The sequence below is a fragment of the Janthinobacterium lividum genome (assembly GCF_011601275.1).
Classification (GTDB): Bacteria; Pseudomonadota; Gammaproteobacteria; order Burkholderiales; family Burkholderiaceae_D; genus Janthinobacterium; species Janthinobacterium lividum_E.
This window is the reverse complement of record NZ_JAAOLY010000016.1, coordinates 22,356-39,406: the sequence shown is the minus strand read 5'-3', so window position 1 is coordinate 39,406 and position 17,051 is coordinate 22,356. Positions and strand designations below refer to the sequence as shown.

Sequence of the window (17,051 nt, the reverse complement as noted above, 5' to 3'; positions counted from 1 at the left end):
AGTCGCTCCGGCAAACCATGAGGCCAGAACATGAGTATCCGTAATCTCGACAAGCTGTTCAAGCCGGCCTCGGTGGCCCTGATCGGCGCCACGGCGCGCGAGCGCAAGCTGGGCGCCATCGCCCTGTACAACCTGCTGGGTGGCGGCTACCAAGGCGAGATTTGGCCCGTCAATCCCAAGTACGACGAGCTGATGGGCCTGAAATGCTACCGCAAGCTGGCGCACTTGCCCAAGGCGCCGGACCTGGCCATCATCTGCACGCCGCCCGCCACCATCACGGCCCTGATCCGCGACCTGGGCGCGCTGGGCACGCGCGCGGCCATCGTCATGACGTCGGGCCTCGATCCCGTGCGCGAGCAGTCGCTGCGCCTGGCCATGCTGAAGGCGGCCAAGCCGCATTTGCTGCGTATCCTGGGGCCGAACAGCATGGGGCTGCTGGTGCCGAAGCTGGGCTTGAACGCCAGCTTCGCCCATGTCGGCGCGACGAGCGGCAAGATCGCCTTCGTGTCGCAATCGGGCGCGCTGGTGTCGGGCGTGCTCGATTGGGCCAATGCGCACGGCGTGGGTTTTTCCAAGTTCATTTCGCTCGGCGCCAGCTACGACATCGATTTCGGCGATCTGCTCGACTACCTGGCCGGCGACATCGATACGGCCGCCATCCTGCTGTACATGGAAGACATCCAGGCGGCGCGCAAATTCATGTCGGCGGCGCGGGCGGCCGCGCGCAGCAAACCCGTCATCGTTTTGAAAGCGGGGCGCGAGGCGGAAGGCGCGGCCATGGCGGCCTGGCATACGGGCGCGCTGGCCGGTTCCGACGCCGTCTACGACGCGGCCATCCGCCGCGCCGGCATGCTGCGCGTGTATTCGGCCGAAGAACTCTTCGACGCCGTGGAAACCTTGACGCATATCCGTTCGCAGCGCGGCGAGCGCCTGGCGATCCTGTGCAACGGCGGCGGCCTGGGCGTGATGGCCACCGACGCGCTGGTGGGCAGCGGCGGCAAGCTGGCCGAGCTGTCGCCCGATACCGTGATCGCGCTGGAAAAGGCGCTGCCACGGGGCTGGTCGCACGACAACCCCGTGGGCTTGCCCGGCGACGCGGCCGTGCAGCGCTATGCCGACGCCATCAAGCCGCTGCTCGACGAGCCGCAGGCGGACGCCTTGCTGCTGCTGCACGCGCCCACGGCCATGGTCTCGTCGATCGACATCGCCGAAGCCGTCACGCCGCTGATCAAGGCCACCTCGCGCACGGTGCTGTCGTGCCTGCTGGGCGGCACCACGGTGGCTCCCGCGCGCCAGGTCTTCAACCGTGCCGGCATTCCCACCTACGACACGCCGGAAAAGGCCGTGCATGGCTTCATGCAGATCGTGCAGTACCGGCGCAACCAGGAAACCCTGATGCAGGTGCCGGCGCAGCTGCCCATGTCGGCCACGCCGCGCCGCGCGCGGGTGCGCGAAATCGTCGCCGCCGCGCTGGCGGCCGGCCAGACGGTGCTCGGCGAATGCCGTTCGAAAGAGATTTTGGCCGCCTACGGCATCCCCGTCGCCACCACGCGCATGGCGGCCGACGTGGAAGAGGCGCTGGCCGTGGCGGCGGATATCGGCTATCCCGTCGCGCTGAAAATCCATTCGCCCGACATCGCCCATAAATCCGACGTGGGCGGCGTGGCGCTGGACCTCGACACGCCCGACATCCTGCGCACGGCCGCCGCCGCCATGCTCAAGCGCGTGCGCCGCATGCGCCCCGACGCCCTGATCGACGGCTTCACGGTGCAGCAGATGGCGCGCCGGCCGCAATCGCATGAATTGATCGTCGGCGTGACCACGGACGCCGCCTTCGGCCCCGTGATCCTCGTGGGGCAGGGCGGCATCGCCGTGGAAGTGACGGCCGATCACGCCATCGGCCTGCCGCCGCTGAACATGGTGCTGGCGCGCGACATGCTGGCGCGCACGCGCGTGTCGAAACTGCTGGCCGGCTACCGCAACCAGCCGCCGGCCGATATCGACGCCATTTGCTATACGCTGATCCAGGTGGCTGAACTGGTGGCCGACATCGGCGAGCTGGCCGAACTCGACATCAACCCGCTGGTGGCCGACGCGGACGGCGTGATCGCCCTCGACGCGCGCATCCGTTTGCAGCCGGGCCAGCAGCGCGACCGCCTGGCCATCCGCCCGTATCCGCAGGAGCTGGAAGAGCAGGTGACGTGGATGGACCAAGCCATCCTGCTGCGTCCCATCCGTCCCGAGGACGCACCACAGCACATGGAGCTGTTCCACGCGCTGGACCCGGACGACGTGCGCCTGCGCTTTTTCACCTCCATGCGCGAGCTGCCCGTATCGCAGCTGGCGCGCCTGACGCAGATCGACTACGACCGCGCCATGGCCTTCATCGCCACGCACACGGGGCCGGACGGCAAGCCGGAAACCCTGGGCGTGGTGCGCGCCGTGGCCGACCCGGACAATATCCACGCCGATTTCGCCATCGCCGTGCGCTCGGCCCTGAAGGGCAAGGGCCTGGGCCACATCCTGTTCGAGAAGCTCGTCGACTATTTCCGCAGCCGGGGGACGGAAGCGCTGGTGGGCGAGGCGATGGCGCGCAACAAGGGCATGCAGCGGCTCGTGAAAAGCTTTGGCGGCGAAGTCACGCCGTCGGAAGAGCCTGGCGTCGTCAACCTGTATATCGGGCTGCGCGCGCCGTAAAAGAAAGCGCGCCTGGCCCGCTGCGGGTTTGTGCAGGATCAAACCGGCCGCTGTCGGTAGTCTTTACACTTTCACTTCCAGGATCAGACATCCAGCGCGTTTTCGGGAGTGAGTGCATGCTTACGGCAACATATATATTGGTTTCCCTGTCGGTGGAACAGGCCAGCATTCGCATGAGCTTGCTGGCTTTTCAGAAGTACATGCATGTGCAGCTGCGCCACCAGAGCAGGCTCAGCCTGGCGCAGATGCAGTACGCGGGCGACTGGCTGAACCGGCTCTACCAGGGCGGCTACTGGCGCAAGGTGGAGATGTACCTGATCCCCGCCATCCGCCAGGCCGCGCCGCATGCGGACGGCCTGCTCGACGAGATTACTGGCTTGAACCACGCGGCGCTGGAGAGCATCAATGTCGTGCAGCAGCGCGCGGGCGCCGCCATCGACCATTCCGAATTGCAGGCCGAGCAGCTGTGCGCCGCCATCGACGCCTTTTGCGCGGCCTTGCTGCAGCGCCTGGAAAAAGAAGAGCGCGAGCTGTTCGCGCTGGCGCGCAAGGTCATCGTGGGCGAAACGTGGTTTGCCATCGCCTACCAGTTCCTCGCCCACGATGCGCGCGCGCAGGAAGCGCGCCGTGGCAAGGCGCAAGTGCTGCCCTTTGTTTTGCCGGCAGCCGGCGGCGCTGAAACGGTGGCCGATGGCGCAGAGTCCAGCTCGCCCGTGCCGCCGCAGCCGCTGCGCGCGCAGGCTTGAACGGGTAGCGAGCGCACACCCCATTCTCCCGTTTGTACCGGGGTGCTTTCCTGATTTTGCGCTGGCCCTCCCATTGGGGAAATGCCGTGTTACTCACGGTGTTATTCACAATGTTACTCACTATGTTACTCAATTGGTAACTTGTACATACCTGTCCGATGCAATACCCCGGGCTTTGTTATGATGGTGGTTTTGATCCACGCGAAACCCGTCATGTTCGAATTTCTCTTCAAGCGTTCTGCCAGCAAGACTGCCGTCCCCGATCCTGTCGTGGCAGAACAGGCCGCCGCCTCGGCGCAGAGCGCATCGCGCCGCGCCGAACAGGTTGCGCGCGCCCATGCCGTGGCCGGCGACGAAACCGCCGCCTTTGAATTCATCGTGTCCAGCGAATTTGCCGATGCCCGCCTGATCGCGGCCGAACACATCCATGCCTTGCCCCTGCTGGAAAAAGTCCACCACGCCATGCGTAACACGGACCGCCGCGTTGCCAAGCTGATGCAGGGCCGCATCGACCTGATCCGTCACCAGGCCGCCGAGACGCAGCGCGCCCAGGCCAGCATCGACACGGCGCAGCGCCTGTTGAACGATGAAAAGCTGAGCCCGAACCAGGTTGCCGAGCTGGACCGCCAATGGCAAGTCATCAAGGCCACGCCCGAGCTGGCGACGGCGTTTGCCGCCGCGCGCGCCGCGCTGGCCGCCCGCCTGGAAGCGCAAGTGCTGCTGCAGCGCGCCGTGATCGACGCCGTCGCCGCCGCGCGCGCGCTGGCCAGCAATGGCCAGTCCGCCGGCGAGCTGGCGCAGGCGCTGGCCCGCCTCGATGCGGAACATGCGCAGCATGCGCAATCGCCCGAGCGCGCTTCCTTGCCGAAACACCTGGAAACCGATTTCATCCAGGCGCGCGAGCAGGCGCAGTCCGCCTTGCAAGCGCTGCAGCAGCACCAGGCCGTGTTCGACGTACGCCAGGCCGCGTTGGCAGAATGGCAGGCGCAGGACGCCGCCAGCCTCGACTTGGATGCCTTGAAACGCGCGTGGCAAGCCCTGCCGCGCTTGCCGGAATCGCCGCTGTCCGACAGCCTGCAGCAGCAATTTGCGGTCCTGCTGGCCAGCGCGCCGGCACCCGTGCACGCGGCGGCGCCGGAGGCCGCAGCGGCCCATGCCGAGCCTGTATCTATACCTGTATTACGCAAGCCGCGCCAGGAACACGCGCCCGTGTCGAAAGAAGCGACGGAGCAATTCTTCAAGGTGCTCGACGCCATGGAAGCGGCACTGCAGGATGGCTTGCTGCACGTGGCTTCCGAACATGACAAGACTTTGCGCGACACCAAACACGGCCGTTTGACGCCGGCGCAAGCGGACCGCCTGGCCCATGTGCGCGGAGAGTTCAAGCGCCTGGCCGACTGGGCGCGCTGGGGCGGCAACGTGTCGCGCGAGGAACTGGTCAAGGCGGGCGAGGAATTGCCGGCGCAACAATTGCCGATGGCCGAGCTGGCCAAGAAAGTGGGCAGCTTGCGCGAGCGCTGGAAGTCGCTCGACACCCTGTCCGGCCCCGCACCGAAGTCTTTGTGGGAACGTTTCGACGCCGCCTGCAGCGTGGCCTATGCGCCGGCGGCCCAGCATTTCAAGCAGCTGGCAGAAGAGCGCCACGGCAATGCGGCCAAGGCCCAGGAACTGATCGCGGAAACGGCGGCCCTGGCGGCCGAAGAGAGTACCGACTGGAAACACGTCGCGTCCGCTTCGCAGCGTTTGCGCCAGGCGTGGACGCGCCTGGGCACCATCGACCGCAAGGAAAAGAAACGCCTGGACGCCGAGTTTGGCGCCGCGCTGGACGCCCTGTCGAAGCCGCTGGAAACGCAGCGGCAGATCGAGACGGCGCGCCGCGAACAATTGATCGTCGAAGTGGGCTTGCTGAAACCATCGGAGCGCAACACGGTCGACATGCTGAAAGCCTTGCAGGATAAATGGCAGGAACTGGCGAAAGCCCTGCCGCTGGAACGCCGCGCGGAACAGGCGCTGTGGCAGCGTTTCCGTGCCGCCTGCGACGATATCTTCGCCAGGCGCAAGGAAACGGCCCACGCGGCCGACCACGAGCGCCGCGAACACCTGCATGCGCGCGAAGCGCTGTGCGCCGCGCTGGAAACGGCCGTCGTGCCCGAGGGCGACGACAAGAGCCGCACCGCCTTCATCAATCACTTGCTGCGCGACACACGCGCCGCATGGAACGCCACGGGTCCCGTGCCGCGCGCCAGCGAAGCGAAGATCGAACAGCGCTACCAGGCCGCGGTCGCCGGCGTGCAAGCGCAAGCGGACGCCATCGCCGAACGGGCCGGCGCGGCCCAGGCCAACGCCTTGCGCGACAAACTGCGATTGGTGCAATCGCTGGAAGTTTCATTGGCTGATGGCGGCGCCGACGACGCGCAAGCGTGGAGCGAGCGCTGGAGTGCCTTGCCGCCGCTCGACGCCCAGTACGAACGCGGCCTGCAGCAGCGCTTTGCCGCCGCCCAGGCCGCGCTGGGCGAGGGCAGCGCCGCCTACGTGCAGCAATTGCAGGCCAATCAGGAGCGCCTGCTCGCTGAAGTCCTGCGTCTGGAAATCGTCGCCGGCGTCGACAGCGGCGCCGAATTTGCCCGCGACCGCTTGAAGATGCAGGTGGAAGTGCTGCAATCGTCGCTCAAATCGGGCCAGAAGCCGCTCACGCAAGCGTCGCAGCTGATGCAGTTGTGCGCGATTGCCGCCGCCACCGATGCGCGCACGGCCAGCCGCATCGAAACCCTGCTGCGCCGCATAGGAGGCAACGTCAAATGAGTACCACCGTCCGCGTCCAGCAAGCCGATTTTGACTTGAGTCAAGAAATCGCACAATTGCGTGCAGGCAATCCCAAGGTGGGCGCCGTCGTCGGCTTCGTCGGCACGGTGCGCGACATGAACGAAGGGCTGGACGTGGCCGCCATGGAACTCGAGCACTATCCGGGCATGACGGAAACGTCCATCGCAGCCATCGTCGAGCAGGCGCGCGAGCGCTGGCCCCTGTCCGGCGCGCTGGTGATCCACCGCGTGGGGCCGCTGCTGCCGCAGGAGCAGATCGTGCTGGTGGCGGTCTCGTCCGCCCACCGGGGCGAGGCCTTCGCCGCCTGCGAATTCATCATCGACTACCTGAAGACGGAAGCGCCGTTCTGGAAGAAGGAAGACACGCCCGAAGGGGCGCGCTGGGTCGATGCGCGCGACAGCGACGAGACGGCCCTGGACAAGTGGGCGGCAAAAGCAAGCGCCATTTGAATCGTGTTTGCCCCGCACCGTAGCTTTTGCCCAAATGCATCGGTTTTCTGCTTTGTGTATGCTTGAAAAGTACTGCCTCACCCCAATTTGGTTAACAACTAATTAACCGGGAGCGCTTTTCATGCGACAAGACAAACTCACTACCAAATTACAGGAAGCCCTGGCCGATGCGCAAAGCTTGGCCGTGGGCAACGACAACCCCTATATCGAACCAGTCCATTTGCTGACGGCCCTGTTGAACCAGGACGACGGCGGCGCCCGCTCGCTGTTGCAGCGGGCCGGCGTCAACGTGGGCGGCCTGTCCAAGTCCCTGGGCGCCTCGATCGAGCGCTTGCCCAAGGTATCGGGCACGGGCGGCGACGTGCAGGTCAGCCGCGAATTCGTTGCCTTGCTGAACCTGGCCGACAAGGAATCGCAAAAGGCGGGCGACCAGTTCGTCTCCAGCGAAATGGTCTTGCTGGCCATGACGGACGACAAGTCCGACTGCGGCAAGCTGGCGCGCGAAAACGGCCTGACCCGCAAGGCCCTGGAAGCGGCCATTGACGCCGTGCGCGGCGGCAACAAGGTCGATTCGCAAGAGGCCGAAGGCCAGCGCGAAGCCTTGAAAAAATACACCTTGGACCTGACGGAACGGGCGCGCAAGGGCAAGCTCGACCCTGTCATCGGCCGCGACGATGAAATCCGCCGCACCATCCAGATCCTGCAGCGCCGCAGCAAGAACAATCCCGTGCTGATCGGCGAACCGGGCGTGGGCAAGACGGCCATCGTCGAAGGCCTGGCCCAGCGCATCGTCAATGGCGAAGTGCCCGAGTCGCTGAAGGGCAAGCGCGTGCTGGCGCTGGACATGGCCGCCCTGGTTGCGGGCGCCAAGTTCCGCGGCGAGTTCGAGGAGCGCCTGAAATCCGTGCTCAAGGAACTGGCCATGGACGAAGGCCAGACCATCGTCTTCATCGACGAGATGCACACCATGGTGGGCGCGGGCAAGGCCGACGGCGCAATGGATGCCGGCAATATGCTCAAGCCGGCGTTGGCGCGCGGCGAACTGCACTGCGTGGGCGCGACCACCCTCGACGAGTATCGCAAGTACATCGAGAAGGATGCCGCGCTGGAGCGCCGTTTCCAGAAAGTGCTCGTCGACGAGCCGACCGTGGAAGCGACCATCGCCATCCTGCGCGGCTTGCAGGACAAGTATGCGCTGCACCACAAGGTGGAGATCACGGACGCGGCCATCATTGCGGCCGCCGAGCTGTCGCACCGCTACATCACGGACCGTTTCCTGCCCGACAAGGCGATCGACCTGATCGACGAGGCGGCGGCGAAGATCAAGATCGAGATCGATTCGAAGCCGGAAGTGATGGACAAGCTGGAACGCCGCTTGATCCAGCTGAAAATCGAGCGCGAAGCCGTCAAGAAGGAAAAAGACGAAGCCTCGTTGCGCCGCCTGGGCCTGATCGAGGAAGAGATCGTCAAGCTGCAGCGCGAATACAATGACTTCGAGGAAATCCTGAAGGCGGAAAAAGCCGTGGTGCAGGGCAGTACGCACATCAAGGAAGAGATCGAGCAGGTCAAGCTGCAGATGGAGCAGGCCACGCGCGAGAGCAACTGGCAGAAAGTGTCGGAGCTGCAGTATGGCAAGTTGCCGCAGCTGGAAGCCCAGCTCAAGCAGGCCGACAGCGGCATGCCGAAAATCGATCCCGACCAGCCGAAGCTGCTGCGCACGGAAGTGGGCGCCGAGGAAATCGCCGAAGTGGTGTCGCGCGCGACGGGCATACCCGTGTCGCGCATGATGCAGGGCGAGCGCGACAAGCTGCTGCACATCGAAGAGAAGCTGCATGAGCGCGTCGTGGGCCAGGATGAAGCGATCACGGCCGTAGCTGACGCCATCCGCCGCTCGCGCGCCGGCTTGAGCGATCCGAACCGTCCATATGGTTCCTTCATGTTCCTGGGACCGACGGGCGTGGGCAAGACGGAATTGAGCAAGGCGCTGGCGACCTTCCTGTTCGATACGGAAGAATCGATGATACGCATCGACATGAGCGAGTTCATGGAGAAGCATTCCGTGGCCCGTCTGATCGGCGCGCCGCCGGGCTACGTGGGCTACGACGAGGGCGGCTACCTGACGGAAGCCGTGCGCCGCAAGCCGTACAGCGTGATCCTGCTCGACGAAGTGGAAAAGGCGCATGCTGACGTCTTCAACGTGCTGCTGCAGGTGCTCGACGATGGACGCATGACGGATGGCCAGGGCCGCACGGTGGACTTCAAGAATACCGTCATCATCATGACCTCGAACCTGGGTTCGCATAAAATCCAGGCCATGGAAAGTGATGATCCCGGTGTCGTGAAGCTGGCCGTGATGGCCGAGGTGCGCTCGCACTTCCGTCCCGAGTTCGTCAACCGTATCGACGAAATCGTCGTGTTCCACGGCCTCGACGAGAAAAACATCGGCGCGATCGCGAAGATCCAGCTGAAAATTCTCGAAGAACGCCTGGCGCGCATGGACATGCAGCTGAGCCTGACCGACGCGGCCTTGCAGCAAATCGCCGAAGCGGGCTACGACCCGGTGTATGGCGCCCGTCCTTTAAAGCGGGCGATCCAGCAGCAGATCGAAAATCCGCTGTCGAAGCTGATCCTGGAAGGCAAGTTCGGCCCGAAAGACGAGATCCGCATCGATGCCCAGAACGGCAACCTGGTGTTTACGGGGACGACGGTGGGGCTGGATAAGGTGTAAGCTTGTGCGGGGTCGCTGACCCCGGCAGTGAAAGAAGGGCGGTATCAGGCTAGACCTGATGCCGCCCTTCTTGCTATCATCGTCACTATTTTCTGACTAATTCCGGAGGCGGTACGATGGCAAACACATGGCAAGCAGGACGGCGCATTGGAGTGGGATTGGCCTTGGCGGCGGCCGTACTGGCCTTGCCTGCGCATGCTCAGGCTCAGGAAGAGAAGGTCCTGAACATCTATAACTGGTCGGACTATATCGGCGACGATACAATCAAGAATTTTGAGAAGGAAACGGGCATCAAGGTGCGCTACGACGTTTTCGACAATAACGAAATCCTCAATGCGAAACTGGTGGCGGGCAAGTCCGGCTACGACATCGTCGTACCGACGGCCCAGTGGGCGCGCCTGCAGATCGATGCGGGCCTGCTGCGTAAACTCGACAAGAGCAAGCTGACGAATTTGGGCAACCTGGACCAGAACCTGCAGGCCAAGCTGGCGAAGATCGACCCGAACAACGATTACCTGGTCGACTGGCTGTGGGGCTACACGACGGTGGGCATCAACGTCAACAAGGTCAAGGCCGCGCTGGGCGGCATGCCCATGCCCGACAATGCGTGGGACCTGGTCTTCGACCCGAAATATGCATCGAAGCTGAAATCGTGCGGCGTGTCCTTCCTCGACTCGCCGTCGGAAGTGCTGCCGGCCGCCCTGCAATACCTGGGCAAGCCCGCGTACTCGAAAACGGCCGCCGACTACCAGGAAGCGGGCAAGGTGCTGCAGGCCATCCGCCCTTATGTGACCCTGTTCAGCTCGTCCGGCTACATCAATGACATGGCCAACGGCTCCGTCTGCGTGGCGCTGGGCTGGTCGGGCGACATCAATATCGCGCGCCAGCGCGCCATCGATGCCAAGAACGGCAATGTGATCCAGGTGCTGGTGCCGAAGACGGCCGCCCTGATGTTCGACACCATGGCGATTCCCGCCGACGCGCCGCACCCGAATAATGCGCACCTGTTCATCAACTACATCCTGCGTCCGCAAGTGCATGCCAGCCTGAGCAACAAGGTGTTCTACGCGAATCCGAATCCGGCCAGCATCAAATATGTACGCAAGGACATCGGCGAGAACAAGGCCATCTTCCTGTCGGACGCCGACAAGCAGCGCATGGCCGCGCCGGAAGCGACCACGGCCGATATCCGCCGCTTGATGACGCGCATCTATACGAAGTTCAAAACGGGAGTGTAAGACGGGAGTATAAAAACGATGATGGCGCGAGGGACGGGCCTGTTGGGCCGTCGCTGGCGCCATGCGATAGTGCCGAGGTGAGCGCTACTCGTGATAGCGGTCCATCAGCTTATGGTGGCTGCCGCGCATTTCTTCGACCAGTTCAAAGGCGACAAAGCCGATGATGGCGGCGAAGATGGCAATGAAGAGAAAAACGAGGAAGGTGATTAACATGGTCTTTCAGCCGCCGTTGGACGGCTGTCCGCTGGGTTGCTCAATGTGCGGGAGCAGGGCTCTTGCACGTAGTTGATGCAATTAAACTCTAGCAGATCGGCAGCGCTTTACAAGGCTGCTGAGTTGTGAACCCCGCTAGTATTTGTCCCAGCGCACTTTTTGCGCATTTCCCCGCTTCGCCCCCTTATTTCACGACCAAATCATGCGCCATCACCGCCTTCAAATAAATGCTGACGGGGTCGCCTGGCTCGCGCTGCGAAAACCACCAGGCGCTGGCCTTGCGCATTTCCCATTCCTGTTCCTCGCCCGTCAGCAGCAGGGCGGCCGCCTGGCCCAAGGTTGGCTGGTGACCGACGATGAGCACGGTTTCCTTGCCGCCGGGCCAGTTGGCCGCCTTGAGGATGTCTTCCGCCTCGGCGCCGGGCGCCAGTTCCGGCATCAGCTTGAACTTGCGCCCCAGCGCCTCCGCCGTTTGCAGGGTGCGCAGGGCGGGGCTGACGAGGATACGGCAATTTTCCGGAAGTTGCGATGCCAGCCATTCCCCCATGCGGCGCGCCTGTTTCTGGCCTTTGACGGTCAGGGCGCGTTCGAGGTCGGGGACGCCCGGCTCGGCTTCTGCGTGTCGCCACAAGATGAGATCCATGCTGTGCTCCTCTGTGTAGAATTGCCTATTCGCCGACCTCCGCGCCCGGCGTGCCCAGTGTGTGCATCAGGTATTGCTGGGCGCTGAACGGTGTTTGCTTGCCGCGCGGCTTGCGGCGCGCGTAATGGCCCGTCGGCTCCAGTTCCCATGCATTTGTATTATCCTTCAAATACGGATTCAAGCCCTCGGCGATCACGCGCCGCTTCAGCGCCCGGTCAAGTACCGGGAAAGCCACTTCCACCCTGCGGAACAGGTTGCGGCTCATCCAGTCGGCGCTGGCCAGGTAGACATCGTGCGCCAGGTCGTTGCGGAAGTAGTAAATGCGGCTGTGTTCGAGGAAGCGGCCGATCACGGAGCGCACCTTGATGTTTTCCGACAGGCCCGGCACGCCGGGCTTCAGGGTGCAGGCGCCGCGCACGATCAGGTCGATCTTCACGCCATCGGTCGAAGCCGCATACAGGGCGCGGATCACGGACTCATCGACAAGTGCGTTGACTTTCACGATGATGCGCCCGCGCTGGCCCGAACGGGCGATCTTCGCCTCGTTGCGGATGGCCTTGATGATCTCGCTTTGCAGGCCGAACGGCGCCAGCCACAAATGGTTCAGGTTGTGCGGCTTGGTCAGGCTAGTCAGGTGGATGAAGACTTCATTGACTTCGACGGCCAGGTCCTGGTTGGCCGTCAGCAAACCGAAGTCCGTGTACAGCTTGGTCGTCGTGGGATGATAGTTGCCGGTGCCCAAGTGAGCATAAAAGCGCAGCGCGCCTTCCTCGCGGCGGATGACGAGGGCCACCTTGGCGTGGGTTTTCAATCCCACCACGCCGTACACGACTTGCGCGCCCGCCTGTTCCAGCTTGTCGGCCCAGTTGATGTTGGCTTCCTCGTCGAAACGCGCCATCAATTCCACGATGACGGTCACTTCCTTGCCCATCTTCGCCGCCGTGATCAGCGACTCCATCAGGTCCGAGTTCATGCCCGTACGGTAGATCGTCTGCTTGATGGCGACGACGGAGGGATCGTAGGCGGCGCTGCGGATGAAGTCGATGACCGTCTGGAACGACTGGTAGGGGTGGTGCAGCAGGATGTCGTGCTTGTGCAGCGCGGCAAAGATGTCGTTGCCGATGGCTTTATGCGCAAGGCCCGGAAAGAACGGCGGGAAGCGCAGTTCCGGCTGCTTGACGTGATCGATCATTTCCGACAGGCGCACCAGGTTCACGGGGCCGTTGACGCGGTAGAGGCGGCTTTGATCGAGGCTGAACTGGTCGAGCAGGAACTGCGACAGTTCTGGTGGACAATTGCGCGCCACTTCCAGGCGCACGGAAGTGCCGAACTGGCGGCCCACCAGCTCGCCCTTCAGGGCTTGGCGCAGGTTCTTGACTTCGTCTTCATCGACCCACAGGTCGCTGTCGCGCGTGACCCGGAATTGCGAATAGGCAATCACTTCGCGTCCGGCGAACAGATCCGAGATGTGCGCATGGATGACGGACGACAATAAACAGAAGGACACGCCTTCGCCCGAGATCTCGTCCGGCAGCTTGATGACACGCGGCAAGACGCGTGGCGCCTTGACGATGGCGATCGCCGTGCCGCGCCCGAACGCATCCTTGCCGCTCAGCGAGACGATGAAATTGAGACTTTTATTCACCACTTGCGGGAACGGGTGAGCCGGGTCGAGGCCGATGGGTGTCAGCAGGGGCCGCACTTCGCGGTCGAAATACTGCTTGACCCAGGCGCGCTGCGCCTCGTTGCGGTCGCTGTCGCGCAGCAAATGCACGCCCGCTTCGCGCAGGGCCGGCAAGACTTCGCTATTTAATATCTCGTACTGGCGTTCCACCAGCGCATGGCATTCCTTGCCGATGCGCTCCAGGTTGGCCGCCAGGGCAGGGTGGCCGGCCAGCGAACCGCCGATGCTGCCGGCCGCCAGCAGGCTGGCCACACGCACCTCGAAGAACTCATCCATATTGCTGCTGACGATGCACAGGTAGCGCAGGCGCTCGAGCAGCGGAATGTTCGGGTCTTCCGCCTGGGCCATCACGCGCCGGTTGAAAGTCAGTTGCGACAGCTCGCGGTCAAGCAGGATGCCCGATTTGGTCACTTCCGTGTGCAGTTCAGGTTTCATATTCTTTTGTCTTTGCAGATAGTTAATTCTAGCCGTATTTCATCCGTATTTCATCACGTATGACGCGTTGTGAGTGTAATCATGAAATATGACGTAAGCGTGACATACGCTGTCATAAAGCGTCGCCGCCTCTGTCATTTTTCGCGCCAAAAATGGCAGTCCCCCGGGCGTAGGCAATTATTTCAGGATTTTTTACCCATGTCATAAAGCTGTCATATTCGCTTGCTAGACTGCGCAGCATTCAACCGGGACTTTGAGCCCCAACAACCCTGAGGACTTGATATGCAAATGAAGCAAATGTTCAAATTTATCGTCGTGGGTGCTTCGGCAGCGATGGCATTTTCTTCCGCTTCCGTCATGGCGGCAGATATGACAGGTGCTGGCGCAACCTTCCCGTACCCGATCTACGCCAAATGGGCTGAGACGTACAAAGCCAACACGGGCAACGGCCTGAACTACCAGTCCGTCGGTTCCGGCGCCGGCATCAAGCAAATCAAGGCAAAAACTGTTGAATTTGGCGCCTCCGACATGCCTTTGAAGGCGGAAGAGCTGGAAGAAGCGGGCCTGATGCAGTTCCCGGCCATCATGGGCGGCGTAGTCACCATCGTCAACCTGGACGGCGTAACCCCAGGCCAGCTGAAAATGACGGGTAAAGTCGTTGCCGATATCTACCTGGGCAAGATCACCAAATGGAGCGCGCCTGAAATCGCCGCCCTGAACAGTGGCGTCAAGCTGCCAGACACGGAAATCACCGTGGTGCACCGCGCTGACGGTTCGGGCACGTCGTTCCTGTTCACCGACTTCCTGTCGAAAACCAACCCGGAATTCAAATCGAAAATCGGCGCTGGCTCGGCTGTGAAATGGGCCGTGGGCGTGGGCGGCAAGGGTAACGAAGGCGTCGCCGCCAACGTACAGCGTATCAAGGGTTCGATCGGCTACGTCGAGTGGGCTTACGCCAAGAAAAACAAGATGTCGCACACCCAGCTGCAAAACAAGGACGGCAACTTCCTGCAGCCTGACGACGAAAACTTCAAGGCAGCAGCCGCTTCGGCACCTTGGACGCAAACCCCAGGCTTCGGCGTGGTTCTGACCGACCAGGCTGGCAAGAACAGCTGGCCTATCACCGGCGTGTCGTTCATCCTGATGCACAAAGTCCAGGCTGACGCAGCCAAGGCCAAAGAAGTCCTGAAATTCTTCGACTGGGCCTACAAGAACGGTGGCGCCGCTGCCGTTGAACTGGACTACGTGCCTATGCCGGCATCGGTCGTGAAACTGGTGCAGGAATCGTGGAAAGCCAACCTGAAAGACGCTTCCGGCAAGTCGATCTACTAATCGCATAGCCTGAGTCATTCATCCTTGCCCCGCCAGCAGCACGGCGGGGCAGGGAGTTAGCCAGGACCGCCCGCAGCCCTTGCAGGCGGTCCCGGCTAAAAGAGCACGATAAAAATAGCAGTACCTGCAGTACCACCCATATGGCACACTATGAGCGCACAATCTACCTCCTCCACGATCCCCATGCCAGGCGGCACCATGACCGATTCCATCAGTCACGCGCAAATGCTTACCACCATGCGCAAGCAGCGCTTCCAGGATTTCATGTTCCACAAGGTGACGATGCTGTTCGCCCTGTCGGTGCTGATCGTCCTGGTCGGCATCATCATTTCGCTGATCATGGAATCGATACCGGCCTTCAAGACCTTCGGCCTGCATTTCATCGTTTCGGCCGAGTGGGACCCCGTCAATGATCAGTACGGCGCCCTGATCCCCATCATCGGCACCCTGGTGACGTCCGTCATCGCTCTGCTGATCGCCTTTCCCGTCAGCTTCGGCATCGCCCTGTTCCTCACGGAAATCTGCCCGGCCTGGCTGCGCCGCCCGCTGGGCACGGCTGTCGAGCTGCTGGCCGGCGTGCCGTCGATCATCTACGGCATCTGGGGCCTGTTCGTGTTTGCGCCCCTGTTTGCCGACCACGTCCAGCCCATCCTGAAAGCCACCTTGGGGAACGTGCCCGTCATCGGCCAGCTGTTCAGCGGTCCCATGATGGGCATCGGCTTGCTGACGGCCGGCCTGGTGCTGGCCATCATGATCATCCCCTTCATCGCCTCCGTGATGCGCGACGTGTTCGAGATCGTTCCTGCCGTGCTGAAGGAATCCGCATACGGCCTGGGCTGCACGCGCTGGGAAGTGGTGCGCAAGATTGTCTTGCCATACACCAAGACCGGCGTCGTCGGCGGCGTCATGCTGGGCCTGGGCCGCGCGCTGGGCGAAACCATGGCCGTGACCTTCGTCATCGGCAACGCAAATAAACTGTCGTGGTCGCTCTTTGCCGCCGGTAACAGTATCACCTCCCTGCTGGCGAACGAATTCGGCGAAGCGCAATCGGCGCTGCACGTGTCCTCGCTGTTCTCGCTGGCCCTGATCCTGTTCGTCATCACCTTTATCGTCTTATCCGCCGCCAAGCTGATGCTGGCTGGCATGTCCCGCAAGGAAGGCACGAAATGAGCCAAGTAAGCACTCTCGACGCTCCGGTCAAGCCGGCCATGAATCCCGTCTACCGCAAGCGTTTGCTGATGCACCGCGTGGGCATCGCCCTGTCGGTGGGCGCCATGGCCCTGGGCCTGGCCGTGCTCGTGTGGATCCTGTGCACCCTGGTGATCAAGGGTTTCGGCGCACTGTCCATCGACCTGTTCACGCAAACGACGCCGGCTCCCGGCAGCGAAGGCGGCGGCTTGATCAATGCCATCGTCGGCAGCGCCCTGATGGTGGGCCTGGCGACTGTCGTCAGCACCCCGATCGGCATCCTGGCCGGCATCTACCTGGCCGAATACGGCGAAGAAAACAAGCTGGCGCAAGTGACGCGTTTTGTGACCGACATCATGCTGTCGGCGCCATCGATCGTCATCGGCCTGTTCGTGTATGCGCTGTACGTGGCGCATGTGAAACACTTCTCCGGTTACGCGGGCGCCATCGCGCTGTCACTGATCGCCGTGCCGGTGGTGGTACGCACGACGGACAACATGCTGCGTCTGGTACCGAACAGCCTGCTGGAAGCCGCGTTTGCCCTTGGCGCGCCGCGCTGGAAGGTCGCGACCCTCGTACGCTTGCGCGCCGTCAAGGCGGGCGTGATTACCGGCGTACTGCTGGCATTGGCCCGCATCGCCGGCGAAACGGCGCCGCTGCTGTTCACGGCCCTGAATAACCAGTTCCAAAGCTTCAACATGAATGCGCCGATGGCCAACTTGCCCTCCGTCATCGCATCGTTTGCGATGAGCCCGTACGACAACTGGCGCTCGCTGGCCTGGGGCGGCGCACTGCTGATCACCTTCAGCGTGCTGGCCTTGAATATCCTGTCGCGCACCGTGTTCAGCCAAAAAGTCCCTAATTAAACAGATACC

12 protein-coding genes are annotated in these 17,051 nt (G+C 62.8%); 9 read left to right on the top strand and 3 right to left on the bottom strand.

The genetic code is table 11. The annotated features are described in order from the left end of the window. Nucleotides 1-30: 30 nt before the first annotated feature. From GYK42_RS22060 to GYK42_RS22035, 6 genes are all read left to right on the top strand, one after another. Entirely contained in the window at nt 31-2,697 is a 2,667-nt protein-coding gene (locus GYK42_RS22060; protein WP_166449223.1) for a bifunctional acetate--CoA ligase family protein/GNAT family N-acetyltransferase, read from the top strand. 116 nt (nt 2,698-2,813) lie between these two features. Continuing rightward, nucleotides 2,814-3,443, top strand: coding sequence for a hypothetical protein (locus GYK42_RS22055; RefSeq protein ID WP_166449222.1), 630 nt, complete (start codon nt 2,814-2,816; stop codon nt 3,441-3,443). Between the two features lie 213 nt (nt 3,444-3,656). Then, nucleotides 3,657-6,245 (top strand): DUF349 domain-containing protein, encoded by a 2,589-nt coding sequence (locus GYK42_RS22050; RefSeq protein ID WP_166449221.1) that lies wholly within the window; start codon nt 3,657-3,659, stop codon nt 6,243-6,245. Beyond that, entirely contained in the window at nt 6,242-6,715 is a 474-nt protein-coding gene (gene moaE / locus GYK42_RS22045) for a molybdopterin synthase catalytic subunit MoaE (protein ID WP_166449220.1), read from the top strand. Before GYK42_RS22050 ends, moaE begins: the two co-directional genes overlap by 4 nt. 121 nt (nt 6,716-6,836) lie before the next feature. After that, nucleotides 6,837-9,443 (top strand): ATP-dependent chaperone ClpB, encoded by a 2,607-nt coding sequence (clpB, locus tag GYK42_RS22040; protein ID WP_166449219.1) that lies wholly within the window; start codon nt 6,837-6,839, stop codon nt 9,441-9,443. Between the two features lie 116 nt (nt 9,444-9,559). After that, a complete protein-coding gene (locus GYK42_RS22035) occupies nt 9,560-10,681 on the top strand; it encodes a polyamine ABC transporter substrate-binding protein (RefSeq protein ID WP_166449218.1) in 1,122 nt (373 codons plus the stop codon). 84 nt (nt 10,682-10,765) lie between these two features. On the opposite strand, the gene GYK42_RS29605 is transcribed toward GYK42_RS22035, so the two are convergent. From GYK42_RS29605 to ppk1, 3 genes are all read right to left on the bottom strand, one after another. Beyond that, a complete protein-coding gene (locus GYK42_RS29605) occupies nt 10,766-10,894 on the bottom strand; it encodes a hypothetical protein (protein ID WP_256267160.1) in 129 nt (42 codons plus the stop codon). A 184-nt stretch (nt 10,895-11,078) separates the two neighbouring features. Continuing rightward, the gene (gene sixA / locus GYK42_RS22030) at nt 11,079-11,537 is read right to left on the bottom strand and encodes a phosphohistidine phosphatase SixA (RefSeq protein ID WP_034755059.1); all 459 of its coding nucleotides are present in this window, start codon (nt 11,535-11,537) and stop codon (nt 11,079-11,081) included. Between the two features lie 25 nt (nt 11,538-11,562). Then, nucleotides 11,563-13,656, bottom strand: a complete 2,094-nt coding sequence (gene ppk1 / locus GYK42_RS22025) for a polyphosphate kinase 1 (RefSeq protein ID WP_166449217.1) — start codon at nt 13,654-13,656, stop codon at nt 11,563-11,565. A gap of 282 nt (nt 13,657-13,938) precedes the next feature. Between ppk1 and pstS the strand changes: the two genes are divergently transcribed. The 3 genes from pstS (at nt 13,939) to pstA (ending at nt 17,042) form a co-directional block, all read left to right on the top strand. Further along, nucleotides 13,939-14,988, top strand: a complete 1,050-nt coding sequence (gene pstS, locus GYK42_RS22020) for a phosphate ABC transporter substrate-binding protein PstS (protein WP_046684744.1) — start codon at nt 13,939-13,941, stop codon at nt 14,986-14,988. Nucleotides 14,989-15,186: 198 nt separating this feature from the next. Next, the gene (pstC, locus tag GYK42_RS22015) at nt 15,187-16,158 is read left to right on the top strand and encodes a phosphate ABC transporter permease subunit PstC (RefSeq protein WP_240943706.1); all 972 of its coding nucleotides are present in this window, start codon (nt 15,187-15,189) and stop codon (nt 16,156-16,158) included. Then, a complete protein-coding gene (gene pstA, locus GYK42_RS22010; RefSeq protein WP_166449215.1) occupies nt 16,155-17,042 on the top strand; it encodes a phosphate ABC transporter permease PstA in 888 nt (295 codons plus the stop codon). Before pstC ends, pstA begins: the two co-directional genes overlap by 4 nt. Nucleotides 17,043-17,051: the final 9 nt, after the last annotated feature.

What these genes read in the sequence shown, in the direction of transcription:
- GYK42_RS22060 (WP_166449223.1), top strand. Translation starts at nt 31, where the DNA reads ATGAGTATCCGTAATCTCGACAAGCTGTTCAAGCCGGCCTCGGTGGCC.
- GYK42_RS22055 (WP_166449222.1), top strand. Translation starts at nt 2,814, where the DNA reads ATGCTTACGGCAACATATATATTGGTTTCCCTGTCGGTGGAACAGGCC.
- GYK42_RS22050 (WP_166449221.1), top strand. Translation starts at nt 3,657, where the DNA reads ATGTTCGAATTTCTCTTCAAGCGTTCTGCCAGCAAGACTGCCGTCCCC.
- moaE (WP_166449220.1), top strand. Translation starts at nt 6,242, where the DNA reads ATGAGTACCACCGTCCGCGTCCAGCAAGCCGATTTTGACTTGAGTCAA.
- clpB (WP_166449219.1), top strand. Translation starts at nt 6,837, where the DNA reads ATGCGACAAGACAAACTCACTACCAAATTACAGGAAGCCCTGGCCGAT.
- GYK42_RS22035 (WP_166449218.1), top strand. Translation starts at nt 9,560, where the DNA reads ATGGCAAACACATGGCAAGCAGGACGGCGCATTGGAGTGGGATTGGCC.
- GYK42_RS29605 (WP_256267160.1), bottom strand. Translation starts at nt 10,894, where the DNA reads ATGTTAATCACCTTCCTCGTTTTTCTCTTCATTGCCATCTTCGCCGCC.
- sixA (WP_034755059.1), bottom strand. Translation starts at nt 11,537, where the DNA reads ATGGATCTCATCTTGTGGCGACACGCAGAAGCCGAGCCGGGCGTCCCC.
- ppk1 (WP_166449217.1), bottom strand. Translation starts at nt 13,656, where the DNA reads ATGAAACCTGAACTGCACACGGAAGTGACCAAATCGGGCATCCTGCTT.
- pstS (WP_046684744.1), top strand. Translation starts at nt 13,939, where the DNA reads ATGCAAATGAAGCAAATGTTCAAATTTATCGTCGTGGGTGCTTCGGCA.
- pstC (WP_240943706.1), top strand. Translation starts at nt 15,187, where the DNA reads ATGACCGATTCCATCAGTCACGCGCAAATGCTTACCACCATGCGCAAG.
- pstA (WP_166449215.1), top strand. Translation starts at nt 16,155, where the DNA reads ATGAGCCAAGTAAGCACTCTCGACGCTCCGGTCAAGCCGGCCATGAAT.